19 protein-coding genes are annotated in these 25,541 nt (G+C 60.9%); 17 read left to right on the top strand and 2 right to left on the bottom strand.

What is annotated here, in order from left to right; genetic code table 11:
* The first annotated feature begins 177 nt into the window (after nt 1–177).
* Together IPI01_02790 and IPI01_02785 are read left to right on the top strand one after the other, a co-directional pair.
* Nucleotides 178–1,254: a hypothetical protein gene (locus IPI01_02790; protein ID MBK7256750.1), complete on the top strand. Its 1,077-nt coding sequence runs from the start codon at nt 178–180 to the stop codon at nt 1,252–1,254.
* The gene (locus IPI01_02785; protein MBK7256749.1) at nt 1,251–4,106 is read left to right on the top strand and encodes a choice-of-anchor D domain-containing protein; all 2,856 of its coding nucleotides are present in this window, start codon (nt 1,251–1,253) and stop codon (nt 4,104–4,106) included. Before IPI01_02790 ends, IPI01_02785 begins: the two co-directional genes overlap by 4 nt.
* A gap of 29 nt (nt 4,107–4,135) precedes the next feature.
* On the opposite strand, the gene IPI01_02780 is transcribed toward IPI01_02785, so the two are convergent.
* Nucleotides 4,136–4,705, bottom strand: coding sequence for a sigma-70 family RNA polymerase sigma factor (locus tag IPI01_02780; protein ID MBK7256748.1), 570 nt, complete (start codon nt 4,703–4,705; stop codon nt 4,136–4,138).
* A gap of 109 nt (nt 4,706–4,814) precedes the next feature.
* On the opposite strand from IPI01_02780, the gene IPI01_02775 reads away from it, so the two are divergent.
* The 8 genes from IPI01_02775 to IPI01_02740 all read left to right on the top strand — a co-directional run bounded on the left by IPI01_02775 (nt 4,815) and on the right by IPI01_02740 (nt 15,080).
* The gene (locus tag IPI01_02775; protein MBK7256747.1) at nt 4,815–5,747 is read left to right on the top strand and encodes a FecR domain-containing protein; all 933 of its coding nucleotides are present in this window, start codon (nt 4,815–4,817) and stop codon (nt 5,745–5,747) included.
* Entirely contained in the window at nt 5,719–8,190 is a 2,472-nt protein-coding gene (locus IPI01_02770) for a carboxypeptidase regulatory-like domain-containing protein (GenBank protein MBK7256746.1), read from the top strand. The genes IPI01_02775 and IPI01_02770 overlap by 29 nt, the downstream gene beginning before the upstream one ends.
* A gap of 9 nt (nt 8,191–8,199) precedes the next feature.
* Nucleotides 8,200–8,736, top strand: coding sequence for a hypothetical protein (locus IPI01_02765; protein ID MBK7256745.1), 537 nt, complete (start codon nt 8,200–8,202; stop codon nt 8,734–8,736).
* A 23-nt stretch (nt 8,737–8,759) separates the two neighbouring features.
* Nucleotides 8,760–9,413, top strand: a complete 654-nt coding sequence (locus tag IPI01_02760; GenBank protein ID MBK7256744.1) for a hypothetical protein — start codon at nt 8,760–8,762, stop codon at nt 9,411–9,413.
* Between the two features lie 161 nt (nt 9,414–9,574).
* Nucleotides 9,575–9,847 carry a hypothetical protein gene (locus tag IPI01_02755; GenBank protein MBK7256743.1) on the top strand — a complete coding sequence of 91 codons (273 nt, stop codon included), beginning with the start codon at nt 9,575–9,577 and terminating at the stop codon, nt 9,845–9,847.
* Nucleotides 9,848–9,875: 28 nt separating this feature from the next.
* The gene (locus tag IPI01_02750) at nt 9,876–11,708 is read left to right on the top strand and encodes a hypothetical protein (protein MBK7256742.1); all 1,833 of its coding nucleotides are present in this window, start codon (nt 9,876–9,878) and stop codon (nt 11,706–11,708) included.
* Nucleotides 11,709–11,856: 148 nt separating this feature from the next.
* Nucleotides 11,857–14,244: a glycoside hydrolase family 127 protein gene (locus IPI01_02745; protein MBK7256741.1), complete on the top strand. Its 2,388-nt coding sequence runs from the start codon at nt 11,857–11,859 to the stop codon at nt 14,242–14,244.
* A gap of 470 nt (nt 14,245–14,714) precedes the next feature.
* Complete coding sequence (locus IPI01_02740; GenBank protein ID MBK7256740.1) at nt 14,715–15,080, top strand: hypothetical protein; 366 nt, start codon at nt 14,715–14,717, stop codon at nt 15,078–15,080.
* A 20-nt stretch (nt 15,081–15,100) separates the two neighbouring features.
* Here the strand turns inward: IPI01_02740 and IPI01_02735 are convergent, their stop codons facing one another.
* Nucleotides 15,101–15,940 carry a serine acetyltransferase gene (locus IPI01_02735; protein MBK7256739.1) on the bottom strand — a complete coding sequence of 280 codons (840 nt, stop codon included), beginning with the start codon at nt 15,938–15,940 and terminating at the stop codon, nt 15,101–15,103.
* A 129-nt stretch (nt 15,941–16,069) separates the two neighbouring features.
* Here IPI01_02735 and IPI01_02730 point away from each other — a divergent pair, with 129 nt between their 5' ends.
* From IPI01_02730 to IPI01_02700, 7 genes are all read left to right on the top strand, one after another.
* On the top strand, nt 16,070–16,525 hold the full coding sequence (locus tag IPI01_02730; GenBank protein ID MBK7256738.1) for a response regulator: 456 nt from the start codon (nt 16,070–16,072) through the stop codon (nt 16,523–16,525).
* Nucleotides 16,522–17,988 (top strand): cyclic nucleotide-binding domain-containing protein, encoded by a 1,467-nt coding sequence (locus IPI01_02725; GenBank protein MBK7256737.1) that lies wholly within the window; start codon nt 16,522–16,524, stop codon nt 17,986–17,988. Before IPI01_02730 ends, IPI01_02725 begins: the two co-directional genes overlap by 4 nt.
* Nucleotides 17,989–18,481: 493 nt before the next feature.
* On the top strand, nt 18,482–19,657 hold the full coding sequence (locus tag IPI01_02720; protein MBK7256736.1) for a response regulator: 1,176 nt from the start codon (nt 18,482–18,484) through the stop codon (nt 19,655–19,657).
* Nucleotides 19,658–19,757: 100 nt separating this feature from the next.
* A complete protein-coding gene (locus IPI01_02715) occupies nt 19,758–22,247 on the top strand; it encodes a PAS domain S-box protein (protein MBK7256735.1) in 2,490 nt (829 codons plus the stop codon).
* Nucleotides 22,244–23,578 carry a SpoIID/LytB domain-containing protein gene (locus tag IPI01_02710; GenBank protein ID MBK7256734.1) on the top strand — a complete coding sequence of 445 codons (1,335 nt, stop codon included), beginning with the start codon at nt 22,244–22,246 and terminating at the stop codon, nt 23,576–23,578. The genes IPI01_02715 and IPI01_02710 overlap by 4 nt, the downstream gene beginning before the upstream one ends.
* A 147-nt stretch (nt 23,579–23,725) precedes the next feature.
* Nucleotides 23,726–24,649 carry a hypothetical protein gene (locus tag IPI01_02705; GenBank protein ID MBK7256733.1) on the top strand — a complete coding sequence of 308 codons (924 nt, stop codon included), beginning with the start codon at nt 23,726–23,728 and terminating at the stop codon, nt 24,647–24,649.
* Nucleotides 24,646–25,518, top strand: a complete 873-nt coding sequence (locus IPI01_02700) for a hypothetical protein (protein ID MBK7256732.1) — start codon at nt 24,646–24,648, stop codon at nt 25,516–25,518. The genes IPI01_02705 and IPI01_02700 overlap by 4 nt, the downstream gene beginning before the upstream one ends.
* The last annotated feature ends 23 nt before the right edge of the window (nt 25,519–25,541 follow it).

Below are 25,541 nucleotides of genomic sequence, written 5' to 3'. Positions count from 1 at the left end.
GGTGTATCAGGGGATCCCGGCACCGCTCATGCCAAGCGTCCAGGCTCATCTTGGTGGCCTCGAGTACATGTTCCATGTCAGGAGCGATGTCGAGAAGGCGCGGCCTCTGATCAGTGCTGTTCATGCCCAGGGAGGAAATACTGGGTCAATCTTGACGGCTCGTTCCTGGAAGGAAGCGTGGATTCGATCCTTGCGGATGGGCAGGGGATCACCGACCCATATTTTGGTGCGTGCAGGACTCTTGAAGGGCAGTACCTGATCATCGGCGGGAAGAACCAGCACTCGGTCGTGGATAGTGCGTGGCGCAACTTCCTGGTCGCCTGCATCAAACGGGCGATCGATGCCGGGGCGGACGGTTCCCAGCACGATTGCGCCTGGACCGAGCCACCCGATGCATTCAATGCCCACGACATGACTCCGTTCCGGGACTACATCACCGCACTCGGGGTGAGCACCGGTACCTGGGATCCGGCCACGCAAACAATCCGCCAATACCTGATCAGCATCGGAAAGACGGATGAAACGGTGATGAACACCGATGGCGACCCCGCGGAGGTCAAGGCGCTGCTGCAGCATTGGTACGAATTCAAAGCCGTCCGCACCCGGCAGGGATGGCAGGCGCTGAAGGACAGTTGCACCGCCTATGCCGCGACGAAGGGGAAAGAATATACGATCGCGTTGAACGGTGCCAGCAATATCGGCGGCGCCAGTGGTGCAGGGTACGCCGTCAGCGACTATGCGATCGGCGAATTCTTTGAGTGGGGGGAGCTGTTCCCGTATGACGGCGCATTGACGGCACGGGTGAAGGCATTCCATAGCATCGGGAAGCGCTTTGTCCTGTGGTCCCCGCCCACGCTCACCGACATCCCGCTCGCACAGCCGACCGATCTCTATCCCGAGCCGGTCCAGACGAATGCGGTCCTGCATACGGCAGCCACGATGTATGCCAGCGGCGGACTGCCGCAACTGGGGTATCCGTCCACAGGGACCTACCCCGCCTATTTCCTGGCGCAGACCCAGCGTGCCATCCTGAACAGTGTCAGTCCCGCAGGGGACATCGGTGTGGTCATGTCGCAGGCCCAGACCCTCGACGATGCACGGGGATTCACCGGTCTCCTCGATGCGGTGATCGACCTGAACCGCGCCTGCCGGGTGATCTGGTTCAAACCGGACAAGCTCGGTGTACCGGATGACCTGTCGCAGAATGACCTCACACCGTTCAAGGTCATCTTTCTCCTGAGTCATTCCGGTTGACCAACAATCAACGCACGCAATTGCTCACGTTCGTCCAGAACGGCGGTACCGTGATCGCGGTCCGCGGCAACGTTGAGTATGCCGGATGGCAGGACGAAAAGGGCGCAACGCAAGGAAATGCCACATGGGCAAGCCTGGCAGACAAGGCCGTGACGACGTCGTCAACATACGGGGGCGGCCGGTTCATTACGATCGCGCATCACATCAACGAGCCCAATGGATATCCCCCGCCGTTGTACGGCCAGGCATACACCTCCTGGCAACATGCGAGCGATCCTGACAAGCGTGCCGTCGCCACGGCCATCCGTGATACGTTGAGCAAGTGGTTCACGTACGCGCTTCCGGTGAACGATGTTGCCGGCACGGGGATACCGGCGACCATGCGCATCTTCCGGTTCCAGGATACTCTGGTGCACTCCTACGTGTATCAGATGCTGAACGACAGCGTGGAGATCCCTTCACGTGCAGGGATCGCCGTCGGGCCGACAGCCATCCACTTCGCTGTCTCCCCGTCGCTGCACGGGCAGTTGATGCAGGTGATGTTCTACTCGATCGACAACCCGCAGGGGGTGATGCTGGGTAGTGCGTATGGGGTGGACTCCGTGACGGGGCATGTGGGGCCCGTGACCGTGCCAGCGTTCAAGACCTGGGGATTCGTCCACCTTGTACCGGCGGGCCCCGGCGGCCCACCGGCGCTGGCCATCGGCGGATTCACCATCAATGATACAACCCGGGCATACCGGCTCAAGAGCGGAAGCGCTCTGAAACTGGGATGGAATGTGACCGCCGGAACACAATCGGCGTACGAGGTGGAGATCTGGACGAACGTGGATGAGAACGGGGCACCCGTGATCAGCGATCACCTGACACGGATGTCTGCGGGGGCCGCCGTGATCCCTGGGAAGACGCTGCTGAAGGCCGAGCGTATCGTGCGTGTTGCCGCACTCTCGTCCGGGACGACACACACCATTCCGGCAGGACTTGTGAAGGACAGCACGGTGTATATGGTTCGCATCCGGGCCATCTCTGCAGCGAATGACACGACCGCCTGGCTGGAGCAGTACTGTTATCGTAACTCGCCTCCCGCACCACCGGTCGAGCCCAGTATCTTCGTTCAGTCGCAATCGATGTGGTATCTCAGCACGAACGGAGATGTGTACGCGGGCATCGACACCGCATCACGGATGATCTATAGTTTCAAGAAAGGTGGCGACCGCCGGGGATCCTACGGCGGCGATTGGGAATTGGATACGCTCACCTACGGGATCATGCTGTACACGGACAGTCTCACCGCACGGCGGGGGGACACCTCCCATGCGCACCACACGGTGGGGGAACAGTTCCGCCTCCGGCTGGGGCCCTTCGAATCGAAAGGCGTGATCGACGATCAGCGTGACACGCTGCAGTTCTCGCTTGCCGCGTATGAGAACTTCGGCGTGTACTTCCGCCCGTATGCAACGGACGGACTGGACACGAGTGTCGCGGGCCAATGGTTCGGGTACTTCCTGGACCGGCAGAACGATCCACCGGACCCGTTCGTACTGATCTCACCGCCCGACAGCGGCTTTGTTCCGGGTCAGGTGCAGTTCCGCTGGAAGAACAACAAGGACCCCGATCCGTTCAACCAGACGAACAAGAACATCAGTCAGGTACGGATACTGTTCGACAGCGTGAGCACATTCACATCGCCGGGGCTGAAGACGTACACGAAGTCGCCGGGCGGGAATGAATTCGAAAGCGACACGATCGCATTGTCGCTCCCTGCGAACTATTTCACCGTCGAAGGATTGCAGCAGTACCGGCGGGTCTACTGGAAGGTGCAGATGTGGGACTACGACCGTGACGTGTCAGAAGGGGGAGGCTACGGACCGGCGATGCGCGAATGTACCCGTCCGTTCCTGCTCAACATCGGCACGAACCCCGGGGTCACCGCGCAGATCACGACGTCGGTGGACTCTGTGAACTTCGGGGCCGTGCGCGTGGGGAGCCAGCGCGACACGGTGATCACGATCCAGAATACCGGACAGGACACGTTGAGGGTCACGTCCATCACCGGGGTCGGGTCGATCTTCCGCAGCACCCGCACGGCCATGGTGGTGCCACCGGGTGCGTCGCGGCTCGATACACTCCGTTTTGCTCCGGGTGCTCCGGGACCTGCCGCAGGCAGCATCATCATCGCAAGCAATGCCCAGGGTGCGCCTGATACGATCAAGGTGCGCGGTGTTGGTGCCACGTATCTCCTGACGTTCTCGCGGTCGACGATCAACTTTGGCAATGTGCGTGTCGGGACGACACGTGATTCCGTCGTGAGCTTCGGCAACAGCGGGAATCAGCAGATCACGATCGCATCTGTCACGTCGTCGTTGCCGGTCTTCACACCGCGTCTCACCCAGTGCATGGTGCCGGTGGCAGGCTCGGTGGCCGATACGATACGGTTCGCCCCTGTGGCACAGGGCGCGGTAAGCGGATGGATCCTCGTGAGCAGCAACGCGCATCCGGGAGCGGACACGGTGTATGTGCAGGGGAACGGGACGCTGACCGGGATCGTGGAAGGGGAGACGCCGCCGGCGACATATCAGTTGCTGCCGGCGTACCCGAACCCGTTCAATCCTTCGACGACGATCCGGTATGGCGTTCCGGAGCGAAGCTCTGTTGTGCTCACGGTCTACAACCTGCTCGGACAGGAAGTGATGCGGGGTGTGGCAGGGGTGCGTGAAGCGGGGTTCTATGAGGAGCGCTTCGACGCGGTGGGGCTTTCATCGGGCGTCTACATATACCGGTTCGAAGCCTCATCCGAACAAACGCCCGGCCGCACGCACACTGAAACGAGAAAGATGGTGTTGATGAGGTGATGCCAGAGGACTCCTGAGGCCGCGTGCATTCATCCACGGGAATCAGGAGGCAGGTGGTGACGGAGGGCCCTCCGCACGATGCGGAGGGCCTTCGTCAATTGATTCTCGACCGTCTTCGGACTGATGTGGAGCTGCTTCGCTACCTCTGTTGTTGACAACCCCTCCAACCGGCTCAAGTGAAACACCGCGCGGCAACGTTCCGGGAGTTCCTCTCTCAGGATGCGCCGCAGCTCGTCCTGGAGGAGTGCGTGTGCCGTGGCGTTCACAGGATCCGCCCCTTCGGGCGGGAGCGGAGGTGGAACGTCTGCCGCGGTCCGCTGGCGCGTATCGGCATGCCGGTACATATCACGCACGAGGTTCAAACCGATACGGTACACCAGCGCCTGAAAGCTCAGTCCGGGTTTGAGGGACCCGCGGTGTTGCCAGATGCGGAGGAACGTCTCCTGCACGATATCATGCGCTGCTTCGACATCCCGTGTCTGAAAGGTGATGCTGCGCAGAAGGGCCGGCTGATACCGCGTGAAGAGCGTCTCGAATGCCTCGAGATCGCCTTCTTTCACTGCCGCTATGAGGTGCTGTTCGTCCTGCGTTCCTGCCACTCGCTCTCCTGAGGGGTTCAAACAAAATAGTGCTCACCGGCATCACTCGCAACAGGAATATAGGGGAGAACGGCATCTCATCCGTTATACACTCAGGAGGATGGATGCCATGAAGCGCACACTCATTGATCGCATGTGGGGCTGGTGGAAGGGGGAACCGAGAGGTCACGCGGCCGAGCAAGGGATCGACCGCCTCATCCACAGCGAGGCAGAGCGCCTGGGAACCATCGACCCGGACACGCACCGGCGGTGGCTGATGCTCCGCAATACGATCACCGCGGTCCCTGAGCCGCGGCAGACCCCGGCCACCCGCATCCCGGCACGGATCATCCGCCCGGCTCTTGTCACTGGGATACTTGCCTCTGCCGCAATGATGGTGTTCTTGCTCTGGCGTAGCACACCGGTTCTGGATCAGACATTTGCTACGGGGAGGGGACAGATGTCGACGATCACGCTCGCCGACAGCAGCGACGTGATCCTGAACCACACGTCGGAAGTCCTGGTCGCGGCAATGGAGCCTGGCAAAGTCCGCACCGTTCGACTCCACGGCGAAGCATTCTTCAAGGTTCGTAAGAACGGGTCGCCATTCCAGGTCATCACCCCCGCCGGGAGTGTTGAAGTCCTCGGCACGGAATTCAACGTCCGTGAAAGGCCCGGCGCATTCGAAGTGGCGGTCCTTTCCGGGAAGGTACGCGTGCGCGTTCCCTACAGAGACGGCGACCGGTCGGTGGAACTGACCAAAGGGATGGTGGTGCTGATCGCGGAAGGCGACACGTCGTGCGCGGCACGGGAGATCCGGTACGCAACGTATCCGGGCTGGATGCACAATCGGTTGATCTTCCAGGATACACCTCTGGCTTCTGTCTGCGAGGAGCTCGAAGCCCGGTTCGATGTCCGGGTCCGCGTCTCACGATCGGGCGCCGGGCGGGAGCGGATCAGTGGAACGCTTGAGAGTAGAACAGCTGATCAGGCGTTGGCATCGCTTGCAACACTCACGGGACTCTCCCTCCGGCATGAAACCGATGCGTTCATTCTGTACTAGCCTCCTGATCATACTCGGGATCTGTACGGCGCCGGCGCAGGACCCCGCCGGGCGAACGTTCTCGTTTGAGCGGCATCCGCTTGCCGCTGCCATCGATTCTCTGAGCCGGTGGTACGGCATCCCCATCATCTACCGGGAAGCGGATGTGCAAGAGTACCGTGTCTCATTCGCCTGCAGTGCATGTCCCTTCGATCGCGCCCTCACGGGGATCCTCGAGGGGATGCCACTCGATGCCATCGCGACGGGCCGGCAGGTGATCATCAGGCAGCGTCATATCATCGCGCGCGAGGACGACGGGACGGTTGCAGGGACCGTGCGCGATGCTGTCACCGGAGACGCGATCGCGGGGGCGGTCGTGGTTCTCCGGCGACAGGATCCTGCCGGGGCCGGGCCCGCTCTGCGGAGCTGTCCATCGAACGCCTTCGGATTCTTCTCACTGCGGTCGGTTGTCGCGGGAAGCTATCTCCTGGAGACCCGTTGCGTGGGCTACCTTGTTGATGTGAGGCCACTGGAGATCGACCCAAAACAGGAGTCACGATGCGAGATCGCGCTGCGCCAGAGCGGCATCGCGCTTGAAGAGATGACGGTGGAAGGGGAGCGGATGACGGGCGCGACGGGTACGGGCCTCTCCCGCGGCCTGTTCATCCGGTCGATCCCGGGTGATCCCAACGAATATATTCTGGATGGGGCACGGATCTATAATCCCGCGCACTTCGGGGGTGTGCTCAGCACGTTCCACCCCGAAGCCCTGAACGAGATCGAGATCGGGAGAACGGGACTCCCTGCCTCATTCGGTGGACGGATCGGGGGCATGCTCGACCTTTCGCTGCGCGATGGCATGCGTGAACGTGTGACGGGAACCGCCGGTGCGGATCTGCTCGGTATGCACGCCGCGGTCGAGGGGCCCATCGACGGTGCAACGTCCTTCCTGGTGACTGCACGGCGGGGTTGGCCGGATGCAGCGATCGGGGGACTTTCACAGCACGGCACCCCGACACGCCTGGGTACGCTCGAGTTCATTGCGAAGATGAATCACCGGCTCTCTGCGGGGTCCGGGGTCACCGCGAATGCCTACCTGAGTTCAGACCAGTACTCGAACGCGACGTCCTCCGCGGCGGGGGTCCTCAGCAACGACCTGCGTTGGTGGAACACGTCGTACAACGTCCGCTGGTCCGCGATCGTGTCGTCAACGCTGTTCGCTCATGCCGCCGCCTCCTACACACGGTATGGGTTCGGTTTGGACCACGCCTTCGCACCTGTGACCGGGACCATCGCGCCCTCGACGTACCGGATCGAGGATGTCACGGTGAAAGCTGAGGCAGAACAGTACTATGATGCGACGCACACCTTCGGCGGGGGCGTCGAGATCACAAGGCATGGCATCGAAGGATCGATCAGCGGATTTGATGCACTACTTGCACCATATCACCTCGATGCCCGGGAGGTCTGGGATCTTTCGGTGTACGCGAGGGACCGGATCGCCATGACCGAACACGTGAGTGCGGAGGTGGGCGTACGGGCGACCTCCTTCATCGGGCGGACAAGCACACTGTCGGGGATCGATCCCCGATTCGCTCTGCATATCGCATTCACGCCAGCCACGCGTGCCTATCTCACGTTCGCTTCGATCAACCAGTTCATGCATCCGTACCGGAACAGCGGCACGTTCCTCTTCTATCCGACGCCGTTCTGGTATCCGTCCGACGGGGATATTTCCCCGACCACCTCGGTACAATTTGCTCTCGGTATGACCCGTGATATGGGAAGTGGTGACGTCGTGCTCGGGATTGAAGGCTTCTACCGTTATGCATCACGCCTCCACGATGCACAATGGACCGGCACGGTTCCGCGCGATCTCCCGGACGTGATCATCACCGGAAATGGACGGGCGTACGGGGTGGATGCCTCGTTGCGGAAGCGAACGGGCCCGTTAAGCGGGGCCATCAGCTATACGATCAGTCACACCGAACGGTGGTTCGGTGAAGTGCGTGGGGGCGTTCCGTTCGTACCACCATTCTCTCCGTCCCACGAGATACATCTGTCGATCGGCTACGTCCCGGATGATGCCTGGCTTCTCGGAGCACTCGCCGTTCTTGATCCCGGGAGCTGGGAGTCGGAGGGGTTTGAGACGGGATCGGTCTCACCGAGTTCTCCGGCCGATGTCAGCGGCGTACGCTTCGCCGTGCAGGGCGAATTCAATGATGTGAACGGGAGCCGTCTTCCCGGTTTCGAACGGCTTGAACTTCACGTATCGCGGCGCATCGCCTTCGGCGGTTTCTCCGGCAGCGTGTCGTTCCGGCTCATCAACGGGTATGGGCTTCTTGATCCCGTGGAATGGATATACACACCCAACCCGGACCACCTGCTTGCGTGGCGCTCGCGCATACGGAAACTCGCGTTGTTCCCGCTGTTCCCGGTTATCGGGCTCTCGCTCCGGTTCTAAAGGCCATCGATGATGCATACGTGCAGCGTTCACATATGTGGTTCGCGATTCCTGCGGACGATCCCCGGCATCGTTGCCGTCCTCTGCTTTGTTCCGTTTGCGCTGGGGACATCGCCGTTGCCCCCGCCGTATCACCGGTACACGATCAGCGGGACGGTCACGTACCGGAATGGGGCCCCTGCCCGGGACATCATTATGGTGATGTTCACAAGAACGGCGAATGACACAGCCCTCCAGATCTCCCGGTCGGCCGTGATGGCGGAGGACCGGCCGCTTTCCGTGTCCTCCATCGATGGAGGTTTCGTTCTCTCTGTCCGGACGGACACGCCCGCCGAGTCGCTTGCGATCGGTGCTATCGCAACGGGCCGGCCGATGATGCGTGACGGTGCTTTTCACCCGGACACCCTCCTTGCGAATGCGATGAAGGGGAAGGGAACGAATAGTACAGACGTTGGGTGTGCGGGATGCGGGCCCGAGCCGTCCGAATACGAATATACGGTGTACTACGCAACGAGCATTTCCAGAAATGTGGTGGTCGACGAATGAGCGTGCAGAGGGATGCTCCTGACGTGAGACATGCGAACTGGCCGGGGCGATCCCGATCCCATCTCTGTGGGGTGGTCGCGATCGCATTTGTCAGTCTCGGTGTGGTTTGTGCTCAGGCGCAGACGAATGTGAATCATGTGTCGGTCAATGCGGGGATCATCCGGGCTCTTGATCCCCATTTGGCAGGTGCCCTTGGTGGAGAGTATGTATTCTATCCGGAGGTCCAGGTGGGTGGTGACCTCTTCACGCCCGGGCTTCGGTGGGTCGTATTCTGGGGGTACGCCGATGATGGTGCCCGGGCACCGTACTGGGGGCTTTTCGGAGCATATAGCAGTCATGCAGTAGGAGTACGGGTGCAGATCCGCCCCGAAGATCTTCTCCCGCATTGGGTCATTCCGGTCGGCATCTTCGCCGGGGCCGCGTATCATGCTGCGACCTACCGGATCGTTTCGAGGCGCGAGGTCGTCGAGACCGCGGGTCAGGGGCAGATCTCGCGGAGAGACCTTGCGGAAGAGATCCTGGCGTTCGAGGCGGGGGTGAATCTGGAGGTCCGCATCATCGGGGCGTTCGGCATCCGCATCGAAGGCCGGCAGTCGATCCCGCTGTCAAAGCAATTCCCCGACCGCATGATGGAAGAGCGCCGCTCGATAACAGGAGGAGTCTCCTACGCCCTGTAAAACAGAGAAGTGTCCTGACATTCGAAAGCGTTGTCAAACGAAGATACAGTGAAGGAGGAGTGATGATGAAAATTGTCGGTGTTGCGCTTGTGCTTGTGTGCCTCGCAGGAACGGGATTCGTATGCGAGGATGCAGGTGTGGAACCCGGGGCGATACACCCGATGTGGGTGGATAGCCTGATAGCGAAGTACAGCGCGGAACCTGTCGGAAACCCGCCGCAGGCCATCTGGCAGTACCGATACAACGAAGCGACCGTCTATTTCGTCCCGGCACAATGCTGCGACCAGTACAGCGATCTGTACGACTTTTCGGGGAAGATCATCGGGCACCCGGACGGTGGGATCGCGGGAACGGGCGACGGACGGTGCAGCGACTTCGTCAAAACGGCAACCGATCCGATCCTGATCTGGCGCGATCCGCGGTCACGCAACTGAAAACGATTCTTCCTTAAAGGGTATGACCATGAGGATACATCGCTGGAGCATAGTGTTGTTCGGCGTCACTCTCGCGCTCGCCGCTGCGAGTGCGCAGGCACAATACTGGGGCGAACGCGCCCAGGGAAAAGGTTTTGAGCAGAATGAATTCTACTTCACACCCGCGAACCTCGTTCCGTACGGCCTGGGGGCATTCGCCGGGACGACACCCGGGGTGCTGCGCGACCCGCTGCTCGATCTTGTGCTGAGCCCGGCGCACCTGCGGCTCGACAGCCTTCAAAACGAGTTCATGATCTACACGGACTTCCGGGCATCAAGGAACATGCGGAGCAACGATTCGTATGTCTTCCCTACATACCGGACCATGGACGCCATGTATTCGTCGATCTACCGTCCGTATCCGACGACATACCTGAGTACGCGCAAGGTGCTCGAGCCGGTCTTCTCCGGAGCCGTCATCGTGCGCCCGCTGGCGGATATCGCTCCTGAGCTTCTCGTCGGCGGCACATACCAGCTCATGCTCCAGGATGAGAAGTACTACGACGTCCCGTCGGACATCTATAAAAGTGTCATGGGGGCGGACTACACGGGGCGCAGCGCGGCTGCCGCGTCGGACATGCCCATCGTGGACCGATACAGCGGTGATGACAACATGCATCAGAATGGCCACTTCATCTCCCTGTTCGCGCGTTACGCACCCACGCCATGGCTTGAAGCCGGCGTGAAGTTTGGCCGTGTGTTGCACGATCGCAACGGTGCCTATGGATCCACGAACCTGTGGAACTCCTCCTACTCCTCCCAGGCCAGCTCGCTCTGGTCGAGCCGCGAAAAGCGGGATCAGGGATACCAGCATTCGGAACTGTCGGGAGGCCTGCTCTTCCACCTCTCGGATCGTGTAACGTTCGGTATCTCCGGCGGGCATCTCCGGGGCACGGGAACGCAGGCGCTGTCGAACGAAGACACGTCGTACTATGGATACGTCAGCAACAACCAGTACTCAAGCATGTATGTCCATTCTGGCGGGAAACTCAGCGAATGGGTGAACACCGGGTCGACAACGGATCTCGGATTTGAACTCCGTTCGCGTCTTGGCACCCGCACCGCGATGACACTGTTCTACCGGCCACGCTGGTCCACGGTCGCCCTGTCGACCGCCTCCTTCATCACCGATACGAACAGCAGCTCGTCTTCATGGACGAACAACGTCGAAACCGTGCACTCGCATTCGCGGTCTCAGTTGCTGGACCGTCGCACCGGGTCGGGCGAAGACAAGTCGAATACGGACCTGTTCCTGGCGACGTTCACATGGGACATCGATCAGAATATCACGCTTTCCCTCGGGGGACAGTTGGAGCTGTATTCGCGTGAGATCCGGACCGATGAAGGCGTTGAGGTGCGGGGAATGTCGGAGTATACCACAACGTCCACACAGAATCCCTATGCGTACCTGCATGAGAACATCGAATCGAAGAACCTGCACTGGGCATTCACGGCGAAGCGGAGTAGCTTCCGGGTTCCCGTGTTCGTCACCATCCGCGCATCACGGGTCGCGGGTATTCTCCTCGGGCTGTGCCGCGACATCTCGCGGTGGGAGATCAACGACATGACGCTGGCGACGTTTCAGCGCAGGTACGTGAACGAGAATGGCACGGTGACGGACAAATACAATTTCGGTGAACGGTATACCCAGCCGCAGGAAACGACGACGGACATCACAACGACCTTCATGGCAGGCCTCACGATCACACCTTCGCCGGTGTTCCAGGCGCGGGTCCTGATGGTGCCGGTGTTCGCCGAGCGTCCGGATGGGGGCGAGTTGGAACAACTCCAGTGGTGGCTCGGGTTGACGGTCACCCCGTAAGGGGACGACCGGCACATGGAAAGGGGAGACAGGGGCAGCAGTACGCTGCCCCTGTTTTCTTTCTGCGCAATCTTCGTTATCTTCTGCGGTCATCCTTCCGCTCACTTTCATCGGGACCACCATGCGCGTTCTCAACCCTTGTATCCTCATGGCCGTGCTTACCGTATCGCTTCCCGGTCCGGCTGCACAGTCGCAGACTCCAGGTTATCCGATCGCCCCCGTACGCTTCACGGAGGTCCGTGTCGAGGACGAGTTCTGGTCCAAACGTCTGGAGACCAACCGGACCGTCACGATCCCGCATACCATCGCCCAGTGCGAAGCGAACGGCAGGGTCCGCAACTTCGAGCTTGCTGACAGTGTACTGCGCGGGCTGCTTCCGGAAGGGAAGTTCTGCGGGCGCTACGGTTTTGATGATACGGATGTGTACAAGGTGATCGAGGGCGCGGCGTATGCAATGCATGTGCAGTATGACCCGTTGCTTGATGCGCGGGTGGACTCGCTGATCCTGAAGATCCGCAAAGCCCAGGAACCCGATGGCTACCTGTACACGATGCGTACCATGAAACCCGAAGCCTCCTGGGCACCGGAACGGTGGGTGAGAGACCGATTGAAGGGAAGTCATGAGCTGTACAACTCGGGGCACCTCTACGAGGCAGCCGTGGCCCACTTCTATGCAACGGGCAAACGCAATCTGCTGGACATCGCGCTGGCGAATGCCGATCTGCTGGTGAACACGTTCGGTCCGGACAAGATGCGCACGGTTCCCGGGCACGAGGTCACGGAACTCGGACTCGTGCGCCTCTACCAGGTGACGGGAAAGAAGGCCTATCTCGACCTCGCAGACTTTTTCATTCGTGAACGGGGCCACGGTACGCCCGAAGGCATGACGTACAATCAGGACCATATCCCCGTCCTTGAACAGACGGAAGCGGTCGGCCATGCGGTCCGCGCAGGATACCTGTACGCCGGCATGGCGGATGTCGCCGCGTATACCGGAGACACGGCGTTCCTCCCCGTGCTGCAGAAGATCTGGGATGATGTGGTATCGCGGAAACTGTATATCACCGGAGGCATTGGCGCCGCCGGGAACATTGAAGGGTTCGGGCCTGCCTACGATCTTCCGAATCTGACAGCATACTGCGAAACATGCGCCGGGATCGCTCTGGTGTACTGGGGGCACCGCATGTTTCTTCATACCGGCGATGCATCGTTCCTCGATGTCGTCGAACGCGTCCTGTACAACGGATTCCTTTCCGGGGTGGCGATGACCGGAGACCGCTTCTTCTATCCGAATCCGCTCGAATCCATTTCCGGCGAGGAACGGTCGGCATGGTTCACGTGCGCATGCTGCATCTCGAATGACACGCGCTTCGTGGCCTCGATCCCCGGGTATGCCTATGCGACAAGTGGGAGTTCGCTCTATGTGAACCTGTATATCGGAGGAAGCGCGTCGGTGGTCCTGAACGGACAGACACTCAAGGTGCGGCAACAGTCACGCTACCCCTGGGCAGGTGATATCAACCTTTCTCTCGGGCTTACATCGGCAGCCCCCTTCACCGTGCGCCTCCGCATCCCGGGCTGGGCACAGGGACACCCGGTACCTTCTGACCTCTACACGTATGATGACGCGATCACGTGCGCCATCGGATTGACCGTGAACGGCGCTCCACAGGCCGTGACCATCGAGAAGGGATTCGCTGTCGTGACCCGCACCTGGCAACCGGGAGACAAGATCGCACTTTCACTTCCCATGCCCATCCAACGCGTCCGTGCGCACAAGGAGATCGTGGATGACAGGGGGAAAGTCGCTCTCGAGCGAGGGCCGATCGTGTATTGCCTCGAGGGGCCCGACCAACCGGCGTCCTGGCTCCTGGATGGCGTCATACCGGATACTGCGCAGTTACAGTCGACCTTTGACCGGAACCTCCTTGGTGGGGTTCAGGTGATCAACGGCACCGCATTCGCGTCACAGCGCACGTCCGGAGGCGGACGGTCCCTCGGTGCAGCCCGGCCATTCAAGGCCATTCCGTATTACGCGTGGGCGCACAGGGGATTGCATCAGATGACCGTTTGGCCGGCGCGGACCCTTGAAGCGGCGAAGCCTGCCCCGGCAGCGACGCTTGCCTACACGAGTGCGCTGGCCACTTCGGGCGGGACGAGCCCGGACGCGATCAAGGATCAGCTCATCCCGGCATCTTCGAACGACCCTCTCACGCCGTACTTCCATTGGTGGCCGAAGAAAGGGAGCACGGAATGGGTGCAATACCATTTCCAGGAACCATCGAAGGTCTCCGGGGTGACGGTGTATTGGTTCGACGATACCGGATCAGGGGAATGCCGCGTACCACAGTCGTGGGAGATCCAGTACCATGACGGCACATCGTGGAAGCCCGTGCAGCTGACATCCCCGGTCGAAACCGCAGTGAATGTGCCGTCGCATGTGACATTCGTTCCCGTGAAGACCATGGATATCCGGCTGATGATCACACTGCCGGCAGGGTTCTCGGCAGGATTGTATGAATGGTCACTCGAATGAGCCGTTGCCCGTGACGGGGATGTCTGGAGATCGGGGCTAGGGAAAAGATACTAGAAGAATACTGTGTTTGTCCGATTTCCAAAGCGAGGTGAATTCACTACCTTTTCCCTCAGTGGCGAGCTGCGAGCGCCCGACATCCAACCGACACTGTGTAGGGAGGCAGTACTCATGAAGAGAGCCGTTCTGGGTCTCGCTTTGATCGCGCTTACGTTGCTGGGGGCAGGGAGTTCCTCCGCCGAAGACTTCACCATCTCACGACGCTTGGAGGGTACAAGGGCGGGGCAGGATTCCGTGTCGCCGGCAGCGTAGGGAACTTCGCCCAGGGATTTCCCCTCGCGATCGAACTCGGCATCACACACATCCGCCTCGATCCCGGACGGGCACTCGATGTTCGCAAGATCTTCATCAATGACGCGACGAACGGTACCCCCGACAAATCCGGTTGGATATGGGGCTTTCACCTGGACTTCTTGTTCCCGGTGAGGTGGCTGGGACTTCAGAACGCGCAATTCTATCTGGGGGTCAGGCGTTCACTCTTCACAGGCGAGTTCATCTACGTCGGCGGCAACGAGGATTTCGAGATCATCAGCAACCAATGGGGAGTGGGAACGGGCCTGCGGTCAACCTTTCCGATGGGACGGATCATGGGCCTCACGTTGAGTGCGGGGCTTGACTACTACCCGAACGCCGTGCTCACGGGGCACGACACGTCGTACGGGCCGGATGGAGACAATGTGAACGACCGGGAAGGATTCACCTTCAGGGAGGCCGATAGCGCTGTCAACCAGCCGAAGATCCAGCCGATGTTCATGGTGGGGCTTTCGTTCAGGCTCTAGGCAGGGCAGGGTCTTCCGTTTCAGATGACGTACGTACCGTTCAACCCCGGATCCGTCTGTGAGCGGACGAGCGTCCTGTGCTCTACCTGAACAAAGGAGTAGGGCGGGACGCTCTCCGTGAGCCAGACATTCCCACCGATGATGCTGTGATGGCCCACCGTCGTCGCGCCCCCGAGGATCACCGCCTGTGCGTAGATCACGACGTGGTCCTCGATCGTCGGGTGGCGCTTCGATTTCGCCAGCTTCTTGTCCACGCTCAAGGCACCGAGCGTCACGCCCTGATAGACCTTCACATGGTTTCCGATCACTGTTGATTCTCCGATCACCAGGCCTGTGCCATGATCGATCGCGAACGACGAGCCGATCGTTGCGCCGGGATGGATGTCAATGCCGGTAAGCTGATGAGCGTATTCGGTGAGCAGGCGGGGGAATACCGGGATCCCGAGAGCATAGAGCTTGTGTGCGAAGCGGTGGATGGCGATCGCGGTGAATCCGGGATACGCAAGCACGACCTCATCGATGCTTTCCGCCGCGGGGTCGCCTTCGTGGATCGCCGCCGCATCGAGCCACAACCGATCGTGGATCGAGGGAAGCGCCGCAACGAAGCTCTGCGAGGCTTCGGCAGCGATGTCCGGTTTGTCGTTCAGAAAGGGCCGGACCAGCAGGGTGAGATCCCGTTGGAGCAGGGTGATCCTCGCCGAGATCTCACCCGGATCATTGAATTCTTCCCTGCAAAAGTGTGGAAAGAGGAGGGCAAGGAGGTCCTGGACGAAGCGGGCGGTGCTTTCCTTGACCTGAAGCCCCAGTGCGTGCGAATCGCGGCGTTCTTTGAGTCGCGATGCGAATGTATGCGTATCCATTGTCGTAGTGTCCTGTCTCCTGATAGAACAGCAAGCCTTCGGAGTGGGTTCCGGTGGAACTTCCGGCAAAAAAAGTGTATGTTTTTAAAAGATCTTATGCAATGCCCGCACATTCTCAGAATCTGACCCATGGCATCCCGAATCTGCATTCTTTGCGTTGAGGACGAGGCCGAGGTCCTTGACGCGGTCGTCAAGGACCTCGCATCGCTCGAAGACCGGTTCCCGCTCTATACTGCGCGTTCCGTGGCCGAGGCCCGCGACTGTGTTGCACGGATCGAACAGGCGAAGGACAAACTCGGGATCGCATTGTGCGACCATGTGATGCCGGGCGATACGGGGGTGGAATTCCTCGTTGAACTCTACCGCGACCCGTATACGGCAACCTGCCGGAAGGTCCTGCTCACGGGGCAGGCCGGGCTTGAGGCGATGGTTCGTGCGGTCAATTTCGCAAAGCTCGATTACTATATCGGCAAGCCCTGGAACCAGGACGAACTGGTCGCCGTGGTCAGGAACCTGCTCGGTGAATACATCCGGGAGTATGCCCCGGACCCGGATGCCTACCGGGCCTTCCTCGAAGGACAATGACCTATACACTCCTCGAAGGCGAGAACGCAGCGGACCATCCTGCGATCGCCGCGCTTCACAGCGCCATCAACGACGGTCTCCCCGTCGGAACGGTACGAACGTACACGCATGGAGACCTGCTGATCCGCGAGGGTGATCTCAATGATGCACTCTTCGTCATTCTCGAGGGTCGCGTCCTGCTGCTGAAAGGATACGCGACGGCAGACGAAGTGGCGATCGGCACGCTGGAGGCGGGCGACCTCGTCGGCGTCCTGTCCTTCTATGGACGGGGGCAGGTCTTCTCGACGGCACGTGCAAAGACCGATGTCGTGGCGATGAGGATCAAGCGCCGGGAGTTCGACGTCCTCCCCCGGGAGCAGCCGGGCCTGGCGGAGCAACTGCAATCGCTGGTGATCACGAATCTCGCCGACCGTTACCGCCGCATCCTCAATCTCCATATTGAGGTCGCAGCGCTGACGCGCGAGGTGGAGATCGAGCGCAATCAACTGCAGCACGCACTGGACGAGTTGCAGAGCACGAGGAACCGCCTCATCCATCAGGAAAAGATGGCGATCCTCGGTCAACTCGTGGCCGGCATCGCCCATGAACTCAACAATCCCGTTTCTGCGCTGCTGCGCGGTGCGGAAACGATCTCATCCTTGCTGCCGGACGCCCTCGGTGCGGAGAATGCGATGCCGTACCGGATGCTCGCCCTGGGGCAGGCACGTTCCACGCCTGACACCGCCGCACAACAGGAGAGGATGAATCTTCTGGAGGGGCAGTTCCCCTCGATTCGGCGCAGCCTGATACGAACCCTCGCGCAGATCCCACCCGCGCATTTTGATGAGCTCTCTCATGCGCTGCGCCTTGACCAGCCGGACGCGGAGCAGCGCATCGGGGAGCTGATCCCGTGGTTCGAGATCGGGATGTTCCTGCGGAACATCGAGATCGCGAGCACGCGGATAGGCAATCTTGTCTCCAGCCTCAAGGGATACAGCCGTCAATCGAAGGACGATGTCGAACGCGTGGATGTGCGGCGCGGGATCGAAGAGACGCTTCTCCTCCTCGGGAATCGCCTGAAGAATGTGACCGTGCATCTCAAGCTCGACGATGTGCCGCCTGTGCAGGTCCGGCCGGGCGAGATCAATCAGGTGTGGACGAATGTGATCCTGAATGCCTGTGATGCGATGCACGACCGTGGAGAACTCACCGTGCAAACACAGGCGGGGGAGGAAGGCACCGTGGTCATCTCCTTCGTGGATTCAGGACCGGGGATCCCCGAGGATGTCCTGCCGAAGATCTTCGAAGCCCACTTCACGACGAAAACAGCGAGTGGTTCATTCGGACTGGGGTTAGGGCTGGCGATCTCGAACGAGATCGTCCGGAAGCATGGGGGAACGATCGTGTATGCCAACATGCCGGCACCGGCAACGGGCGCCCGGTGCACGGTCACGCTCCCGGGGGCCGACGGCGAACGACGGTAGACTCCGTGGCCGGGTACGAAACTCCGGCACGGGCGGCGGTGTGGTCTCCTGCTCCATCAACCTCCAGATACCTGGGCTCCGGGGCGCCTGCGCTCGACACGAAGATGCTGCAATGGCATGAATCCTGCCACCGCCCCCTGCACGTCCCTCCCATAGCCGCATACCCAACACCCATCGATCTCCAATGTGCTCGTCTCACCGTGTACGAGCATGGTCCCTTTGCTCCCGCACTTCGGACAATCAGCGATACCGTTCCAGCTTCCCATAGGCCCCTTTTCCTGGTGCTCCGTCATGATAGCGATTCCTGCATGAATGGATAGCAAACGGGATACCAGAAAGGACCCGCGACAACCGCAAGGTTTTGCGGATATGCTCATCGGATCGTCACCGATGTATGCACACGTGGCGAATAGCGGCCAGCAACTTGGAATTCGAAGGGATGCATTGTATATTGCACGCAGTGGCATGTCTCCCCCCACAGAAGGATCTCTTCATGCCAGCGAGTACCGTGGACCTGGAAAGTGTTGACAACGCCGCCAGCCGGGCGACACCGTCGATCATGATCGTCGAGGACGAAGTGATCGTCGCAGAGGATGTGCGACGGCGCCTGGAGGAGATGGGATATATCGTCACCGGCGTGGTCTCGCGCGGCGATCAGGCGCTCTCGCAAGTGCGCCGCACCCATCCCGATCTCATCCTGATGGATATCGGTTTGAAGGGGGCAGTGGACGGGATCGAAGCAGCGAAGACGATCCTCCACGAAGAGGATATCCCCATCGTCTTCGCAAGTGCCTACTCCGACGATGCAACGCTCCGCCGTGCCAAGACGATAGACCCCTTTGGATTCGTTCTCAAGCCCTTCGACGAACGAGAACTTCGTACGGCGATCGAGATCGGGCTGTATAAACATCAGACCGAGCGCCGGCTGCGCGAGCGCGAGGCGATGTACCGTTCCCTGGTCGAGCTTTCCACGGATGGCATCGCGACGCTCGATATGAGCGGCAACATCCTGTTCTGCAATTCCCAGAAGGCCACCATGCACGGGTGCGCCGATCCGGGGGAACTGGTCGGCCGCCACGCCCTTGAACTCGTCGCACCGGACGAGAAAGAGCGCGCGGGACTGATGCTTGCGGGAGTCATGCGCGGCGAGCCGCTGACCGACGGGGTGCTCACGCTCCTGCGTCTGGATGGGTCGCCGGTGACCGTGGAGGTGTCCGCGATGCTCCTCCATGCCGCCCCGAACCGCGCGATGCGCGTGATGTGTGTCGAGCACGATGTGACGCACCGTATGCAAACCGAGGCGGATCTCCGCCTCGCGGTCCGGCAGCTGCAATTCGTGGTGGAGAACCTGAATGACGGGATCATGTTCGAGGATGCCTCGGGGCGGATCCGCTTGACGAACTCCGCTTTCTGCCACATGTTCAACGTCGATGGTGAAAGCACGAGCGCAGGGGCCTCGTGCGAATTCTTTGCCCAGGCAACCAGCGTCCTCATGGCCGATCCCCCCGGATACGTCCGCCGTATAGGGGATGTCCGGTCCGCAGCGCAAGCCGTGCATGGCGATATCCTCAGGATGAAGGACGGACGGACCGTGCAACGCGACTATACGTCCCTGCACGTGGAAGGGAGCATCCTGGGACACGTCTGGCAATACCATCTGCTGCCATGAACTCCCGGCCGCTGGCCGGTCCCGGGTCCGGCACGGTTGCACCTGAGCCCTTTGCATCGTATGTTAGAGGGATGCGTTGTACCCCGGAATCAGAGAGGTCATGGCACAAGCTCCCACACCACGTACACGGCCCGGAACGGACCCGCCGATCAGGACCCAGGGCAAGACGTGCGTCCTGATCGTTGAAGATGAACAGATCGTCGCACGGGATATTCAGCTCGGCCTCACAAAGGCCGGGTATGATGTTCCCACGCCGGCAGGTACATTTGAAGAAGGCCTGGCTCAGGCCGAACGCCTCCATCCCGATATCGTCCTGCTGGACATCGGCCTGTCGAGCGACAGGGATGGTATCGCGCTGGGGAGCGAGATCTTCCAGCGGCTGGACATCCCCGTCGTCTTCGCGACCGCGTTCTCCGACGCTGCGACCGTGCAACGGGCCAAAGACGCCGCTCCGTCGGGCTATATCCTGAAGCCCTACGACGTGCGCGAGGTGCGCACGGTGATCGAGATCGCGATCTACAAGCATCGCCTCGGCCAGTCGCTGCGCATGAGCGAGGAGCGTTACCGGCTCCTGTTCCAACGCTCACCCGTCGGCATCGTGCATTTCGGCACAGATCTGGCGATCACCGATGCCAACGAACGCATGGCCGCCATCGCGGGCAGCCCCCTGTCTTCGCTTCTCCAGATCCCCGTGACCCGTATCTTCGACCATGCGGTACACAGTGTCCTCCTGGGGACGCTCCGTGGGGAGGCCGGAAGATTCTCCGGAGTGATGCACCGTCCGGCGGACCGCTCCATGGTGTGGGTGTCGGTGCGCACCTCTCCTCTCCATGATGGGAGGGGAAGGACGATCGGTGGCGTTGCCATCGTCGAAGACGTCTCCGATCAGCACACGATGGAAGAATCCCTCGTTCGCCGTATCACCCTCGAGAACATCGTCACGGGATCCGCCGCGCGGCTGATCAATGCCCCCGATGCCCGCCTGCAGAACGAATTGCAGCATACCCTCGATGCCGTGGGTACCTTCCTTGGTGCCGACCGTTGCTTTGTCGATCTCTTCGACATCACGAATACCTCCGTTGAAGCAACGCATGAGTGGGCCGCACAGGAGATCACCGTCCGCGGACAGAACCATAAAGGGACGAGCCTGGCCCGTTGGCCATGGGCTCTCACCAAATTGCACCAGGGAGAGCGCGTCTGTCTCCATAGCGTTGTGGATCTCCCGCCGGATGCGGACGAGGATGCCCGGTTCTGGCACGACGAAGGCGTGCGTTCTCTCTTGTTGTTCCCCTTGTCGGCCGCAACACGGCTCTTCGGTGTCTTCGGCGTTGTGGTGGAACAGGAAGAGCGGATCTGGGCCGGCGAGGATCTCCGCCTCCTGCAACTGCTCGGCGAAGTGCTGGCGGGCGTCCTCGCACGGCAGATCTCGGTGGGTGCATTGTACAAAAGTGAAGAGCGCTACCGCCGGATCACCTCCGAGATCACCGACTATATGTACACCGTGCGCCTCGAGCGCGGACACTGGCGCGAGACGATCCATGGTGGGGGGTGCCTGAACGTGACCGGGTATGCACCGGAGGAATACGAACGCGATCCGCACCTCTGGCTGCGGATGGTCGACGAACGCGACCGCCCCCAGATCCTCGATCAGGTCCGGCGTGTGCTGGCAGGGGAACCGGCCCCACCCCTCGAACACCGGATCGTCCGCAAGGACGGCGTCGTCCGGTGGGTGAAGAATACCCCGGTCCTCCATTTCTCGGCCGACGGCATGTTGCTGTCGTACGATGGCCTCATGCAGGACATCACGGAACGCCGTGAGGTGGAAGACGCTTTGCGCCTGTCCGAAGAACGCTTCCGCATGCTCGTGGAGAACCTGAACGATGTGGTCTTTGGCCTTGATCGGCGGGGATACTTCACGTACATCAGCCCCCGTATCATCGCCATGGCGGGATTCACGCCGGACGAGATCGTGGGCGAGCATTTCATTCGCTTTGTGCATCCCCATGACCGTCAGGGACTCCTCGAGGATTGGGAGCGGACCCTCACCGGACAGATCGGCGAGTATGAATTCAGGATCCTGACGAAGGATGGCGAGGAACGGTTCGTACGGACATCCAGCCGCGTACGGACCGACAGGGATGAAACGGTCGTTGTGGCCGGGATCATGCGCGACTGCACGGAGCAACTGCTGTCGCGTGCACGGATACGGGCATGGGAATCGCGGTTCTATGAGACCATGGACCGGCTCCGCATTCCGGTGGTGGAACTGGACGCTCAGGGGGCGCTGCAGTACTGGAACGAAGCCGGCGCGTCGCTCTGCGGCCGCCCTCACGGGTCCCTCATGCGGCATCGCTGGATCGACATCTGCGTCGCACCCGATGATCGCGCACGCGTGAACGGGTTGATGCGCGACATCCTCATCGGCGAATCGGTCCCCGCGCCGGTGGCGTTCGCTCTGCTCGATCCACAGGGAGGCCCGCTCTTCCCGGTCCGGTGGACCGTCAGGCCGCTCAGCGGGGAAGGAGATGTTCCGGTCGGCATTGCGTTCATGGGTGAGGCCCCGGTGCCCGTGGAAGGGCGGACACGATGATCTCTGCACAACCTGTCCTCGCCGTTGGCATCATGGAAGGCCGGAAGGAGATCGCCGGTGCCTTCAGCGGACCGTATGTTGATGCCGCCGGAGTGCACCGGGACGGGACATTCGTCTGCCGGCACAACGGCGCGGCCTGGGAATTCTCATGCGGTGGTTCTGTGACCGTATTCCGTGATGCCGATCTCCGTTTCAGCCCGGCATCGCCGGCTTCCGTCGTTCGCCTGGAAGACGTTACCATCGGGATCAACTTTCACTGGGAGAGGAAGGAACCGCAGATCTTCCACGGGGGATTACGCCTGCATCATATTCCGGAATACGGCATCACGGCGATCAATGAAGTTCCCCTCGAAGAGTATCTGAAGAGTGTCATCTCGTCCGAAATGAGTGCGACAGCACCGGCGGAACTCCTGCAGGCGCATGCGATCACGTCGCGAAGCTGGCTGGTCGCGATGCTTGAACGCCGTTCGCAGGAAGTGGTGCCACCGCCGGGGATCCGTACCGGATCCGGAGGGACGGAAGTCGTGCGCTGGTACACCCGTGAGGACCACACACATTTTGATGTATGCGCCGACGACCATTGCCAGCGCTACCATGGGGTCACGAAGATCATCTCTGCCGCAGCGGCAGAGGCCGTGGAAGCGACGCGGGGCATGTTCCTGGTGTACGGGAATGAGGTCTGTGACGCGCGATTCTACAAGGCGTGCGGTGGACGCACGGAGAACTTCGCCTCGGCATGGGAGGACCAGGAGATCCCGTACCTCGAGAGCGTGATGGATGCTGATACCATTCGTGCGCCCATCACGACCGAGGAGGCGATGCACCAGTGGCTCGTTGATCCGCCGGATGCCTACTGCAATACCGCTGATCCCGAGATCCTCCGCCAGGTCTTGCCTTCATTCGATCAGGAGACGACCGATTTCTTCCGGTGGACGGTCACCTATCCGGCGGCAGAATTGGATGCGCTCATCGAAGCGCGGTCCGGGCTTCACTTCGGCCGTATCCGTTCGCTCGAGCCTGTGCGCCGCGGCCCGTCCGGCCGCCTGACGGCACTCAGGATCGTCGGCGCAGCACAGACCGTGATCGTTGGCAAAGAACTGGAGATACGCCGCTGGCTGTCTCCGAGCCACCTGTACAGCTCCGCGTTCACCATTGCCACAACGCCGGGACCTGATGGCTTTCCTTCTGAATTCCGCCTCACGGGAGCTGGGTGGGGGCATGGCGTCGGGCTCTGCCAGATCGGCGCCGCCGTCATGGCCACCCGTGGCGTTCCGCCGGAGAAGATCGTTCTCCATTACTTTCCGCACGCCTCCCTCCAGCGCCTGTATTGAAGCCTGCATGACCAACTACGTCAATGCTGCTCCGATCCATCGGGCTTTGCCCCTGGCTTCTTCCTGTCAACAGCTCGATAGGCCCCTTGCATGAACCAGACCGTGCGCGTTGATACCGTATCTGCACGGGTTCGCGAAATGGGCGCTATGCTTCCAGGAGAGCTGTTCGCTCCGGTGCTCCTCAGGGGACAAGATTCGCTCGATCTGATCCATCGGATCTCCACGAACGATCTCACGCGTTGCCAACCCGGGGTCCCTGTCGCCACAGTGTTCACGACTGAAAAGGGGAGGATCATCGATCGGGTTGAAGCAATCCGGCTCCGCGAGGAAGTGTGGTTGCTGTGCCACAAGCCGGCAGCAGAGAAGGTAAAAGAATGGATCAGCAGATACATTATCACGGAAGAGGTTGAGCTCCCGGATGTAACTCATTCTTTTCATGTGTGTTCCATTGTTTTTCATCAAGCATCTTCAAGCCTCCTGCCTGCAGGCGGAGGTTCGGAGACCGGGATCGTCGGAACGTGGAACTCGACGTTCGGCCCGTTTTCCATACGCCGGTATCTTGTGACATCGGGATCGCTGCCCGCGCTCGAGGCATCAGTCCGGGAAGCCGGGATCGCTGTCCTGACCGTACCCGAATACCACGCACTCAGGGTCCTTGCGGGCGTCCCCTCGTATCCGGAGGAACTGAATGAAGGCCACAACCCTTTGGAGGCCGGCTTGCGCGCAGATGTATCGTTCACAAAGGGGTGCTACATCGGTCAGGAAGTGATCGCGCGGCTGGATTCGTATGAGAAGGTTCAACGAGCACTGACCGTTCTGACGGTACGATCTGGAGACGACGAGATCCCGGAGGGCGCCGGGATCATGATCGGAGAGGACACGGTGGGCGTTGTCACCTCGCGAGGCGGCACGCTCGGCCCCGGGGGTGACATCAACGTGATGGGATATGTCGAGAAGGGCGTCAAAGATCGTGAGGGGCTCCTGTCGGTGCAGACTGCAGCCGGTCCGAAACCTGCACGCATACATGGCTCAACCGGAACCGCTGAGGATGCAGGGAGCACGCCGGGATGAGCGTCCAGGTACACCGTAGTATGATCGACCAATGGCGCGACGCCACGCAGCGTCGAACTCCGAGGCTGGCTGTGCGGACGCGCCGCCAGGCGCTGAACTTCATCCATCGCGTGGGGTTCTGCTACCTGTACCGCGCAGAGAAGCCAGAAATACCCTCCTTGTGGCATGCCGTTCATGGCGTGAGGCCGGGCCTTGAAGGAGTCACAGAGGCTGAGCCCGGCATGGCGTCGTTGCTCTGGGAGCTGAAGGCGACCCTGCCGGCAGAACGTAAAGCATATGTCGGAAAACTGATCCTGCAGAAGCCAACCGTGTTGTCACCGGAATTCGTGCCATATTTTCTTGCGACGAGCGGAAGAGCGGGGGAACGGGATGATTTCGTGCGGGCGAACCTCCGGGGGACCCTCTCGGCGGCTGCCCGGCGGGTGATGGAACTCTTCCGGCGACGTTCATACCTTACGACGGCGAGGATCCGCGAACTCCTGGCGAAGGGCGGACATCCGGCACGATTCTCTGTGGATCAGGCGCTGACCGAACTCCAGGCCCATATGTACATCGCAAAGAGTGCCGATGCGCACACGCCGCATGCTTCAGGGTGGGCGCCGGTCCATATCCTCTTTCCGCGGGAAGTGCGTCGGTCGCGGACCATCACGCCGGAGCATGCACGATCGGTGATCCTCGAGCGCCATTTCCGGACTCAGTATGTGTCAACCCTCTCGGAGATCCGGCATACGTTCCGTTGGACCCGGCAGGAGATCTACCAGGCCCTGGGAGACCTTACCCGGCGCTGCATCGTGGGAAGTGAACAGTCCGTGGAAGGGATCTCCGGACACTCGTACATCTATCTAGGGGAAAGGACAGCAGCAGAATGAAAAGCCTCAACCAAAGCCACCCA

It is taken from the genome of Ignavibacteriota bacterium, from assembly GCA_016707525.1.
Taxonomy (GTDB): Bacteria; Bacteroidota; Ignavibacteria; order UBA10030; family UBA6906; genus JAGDMK01.
Note: the sequence above shows the minus strand (reverse complement) of the source record. Positions and strands in the feature narration are given on the sequence as shown.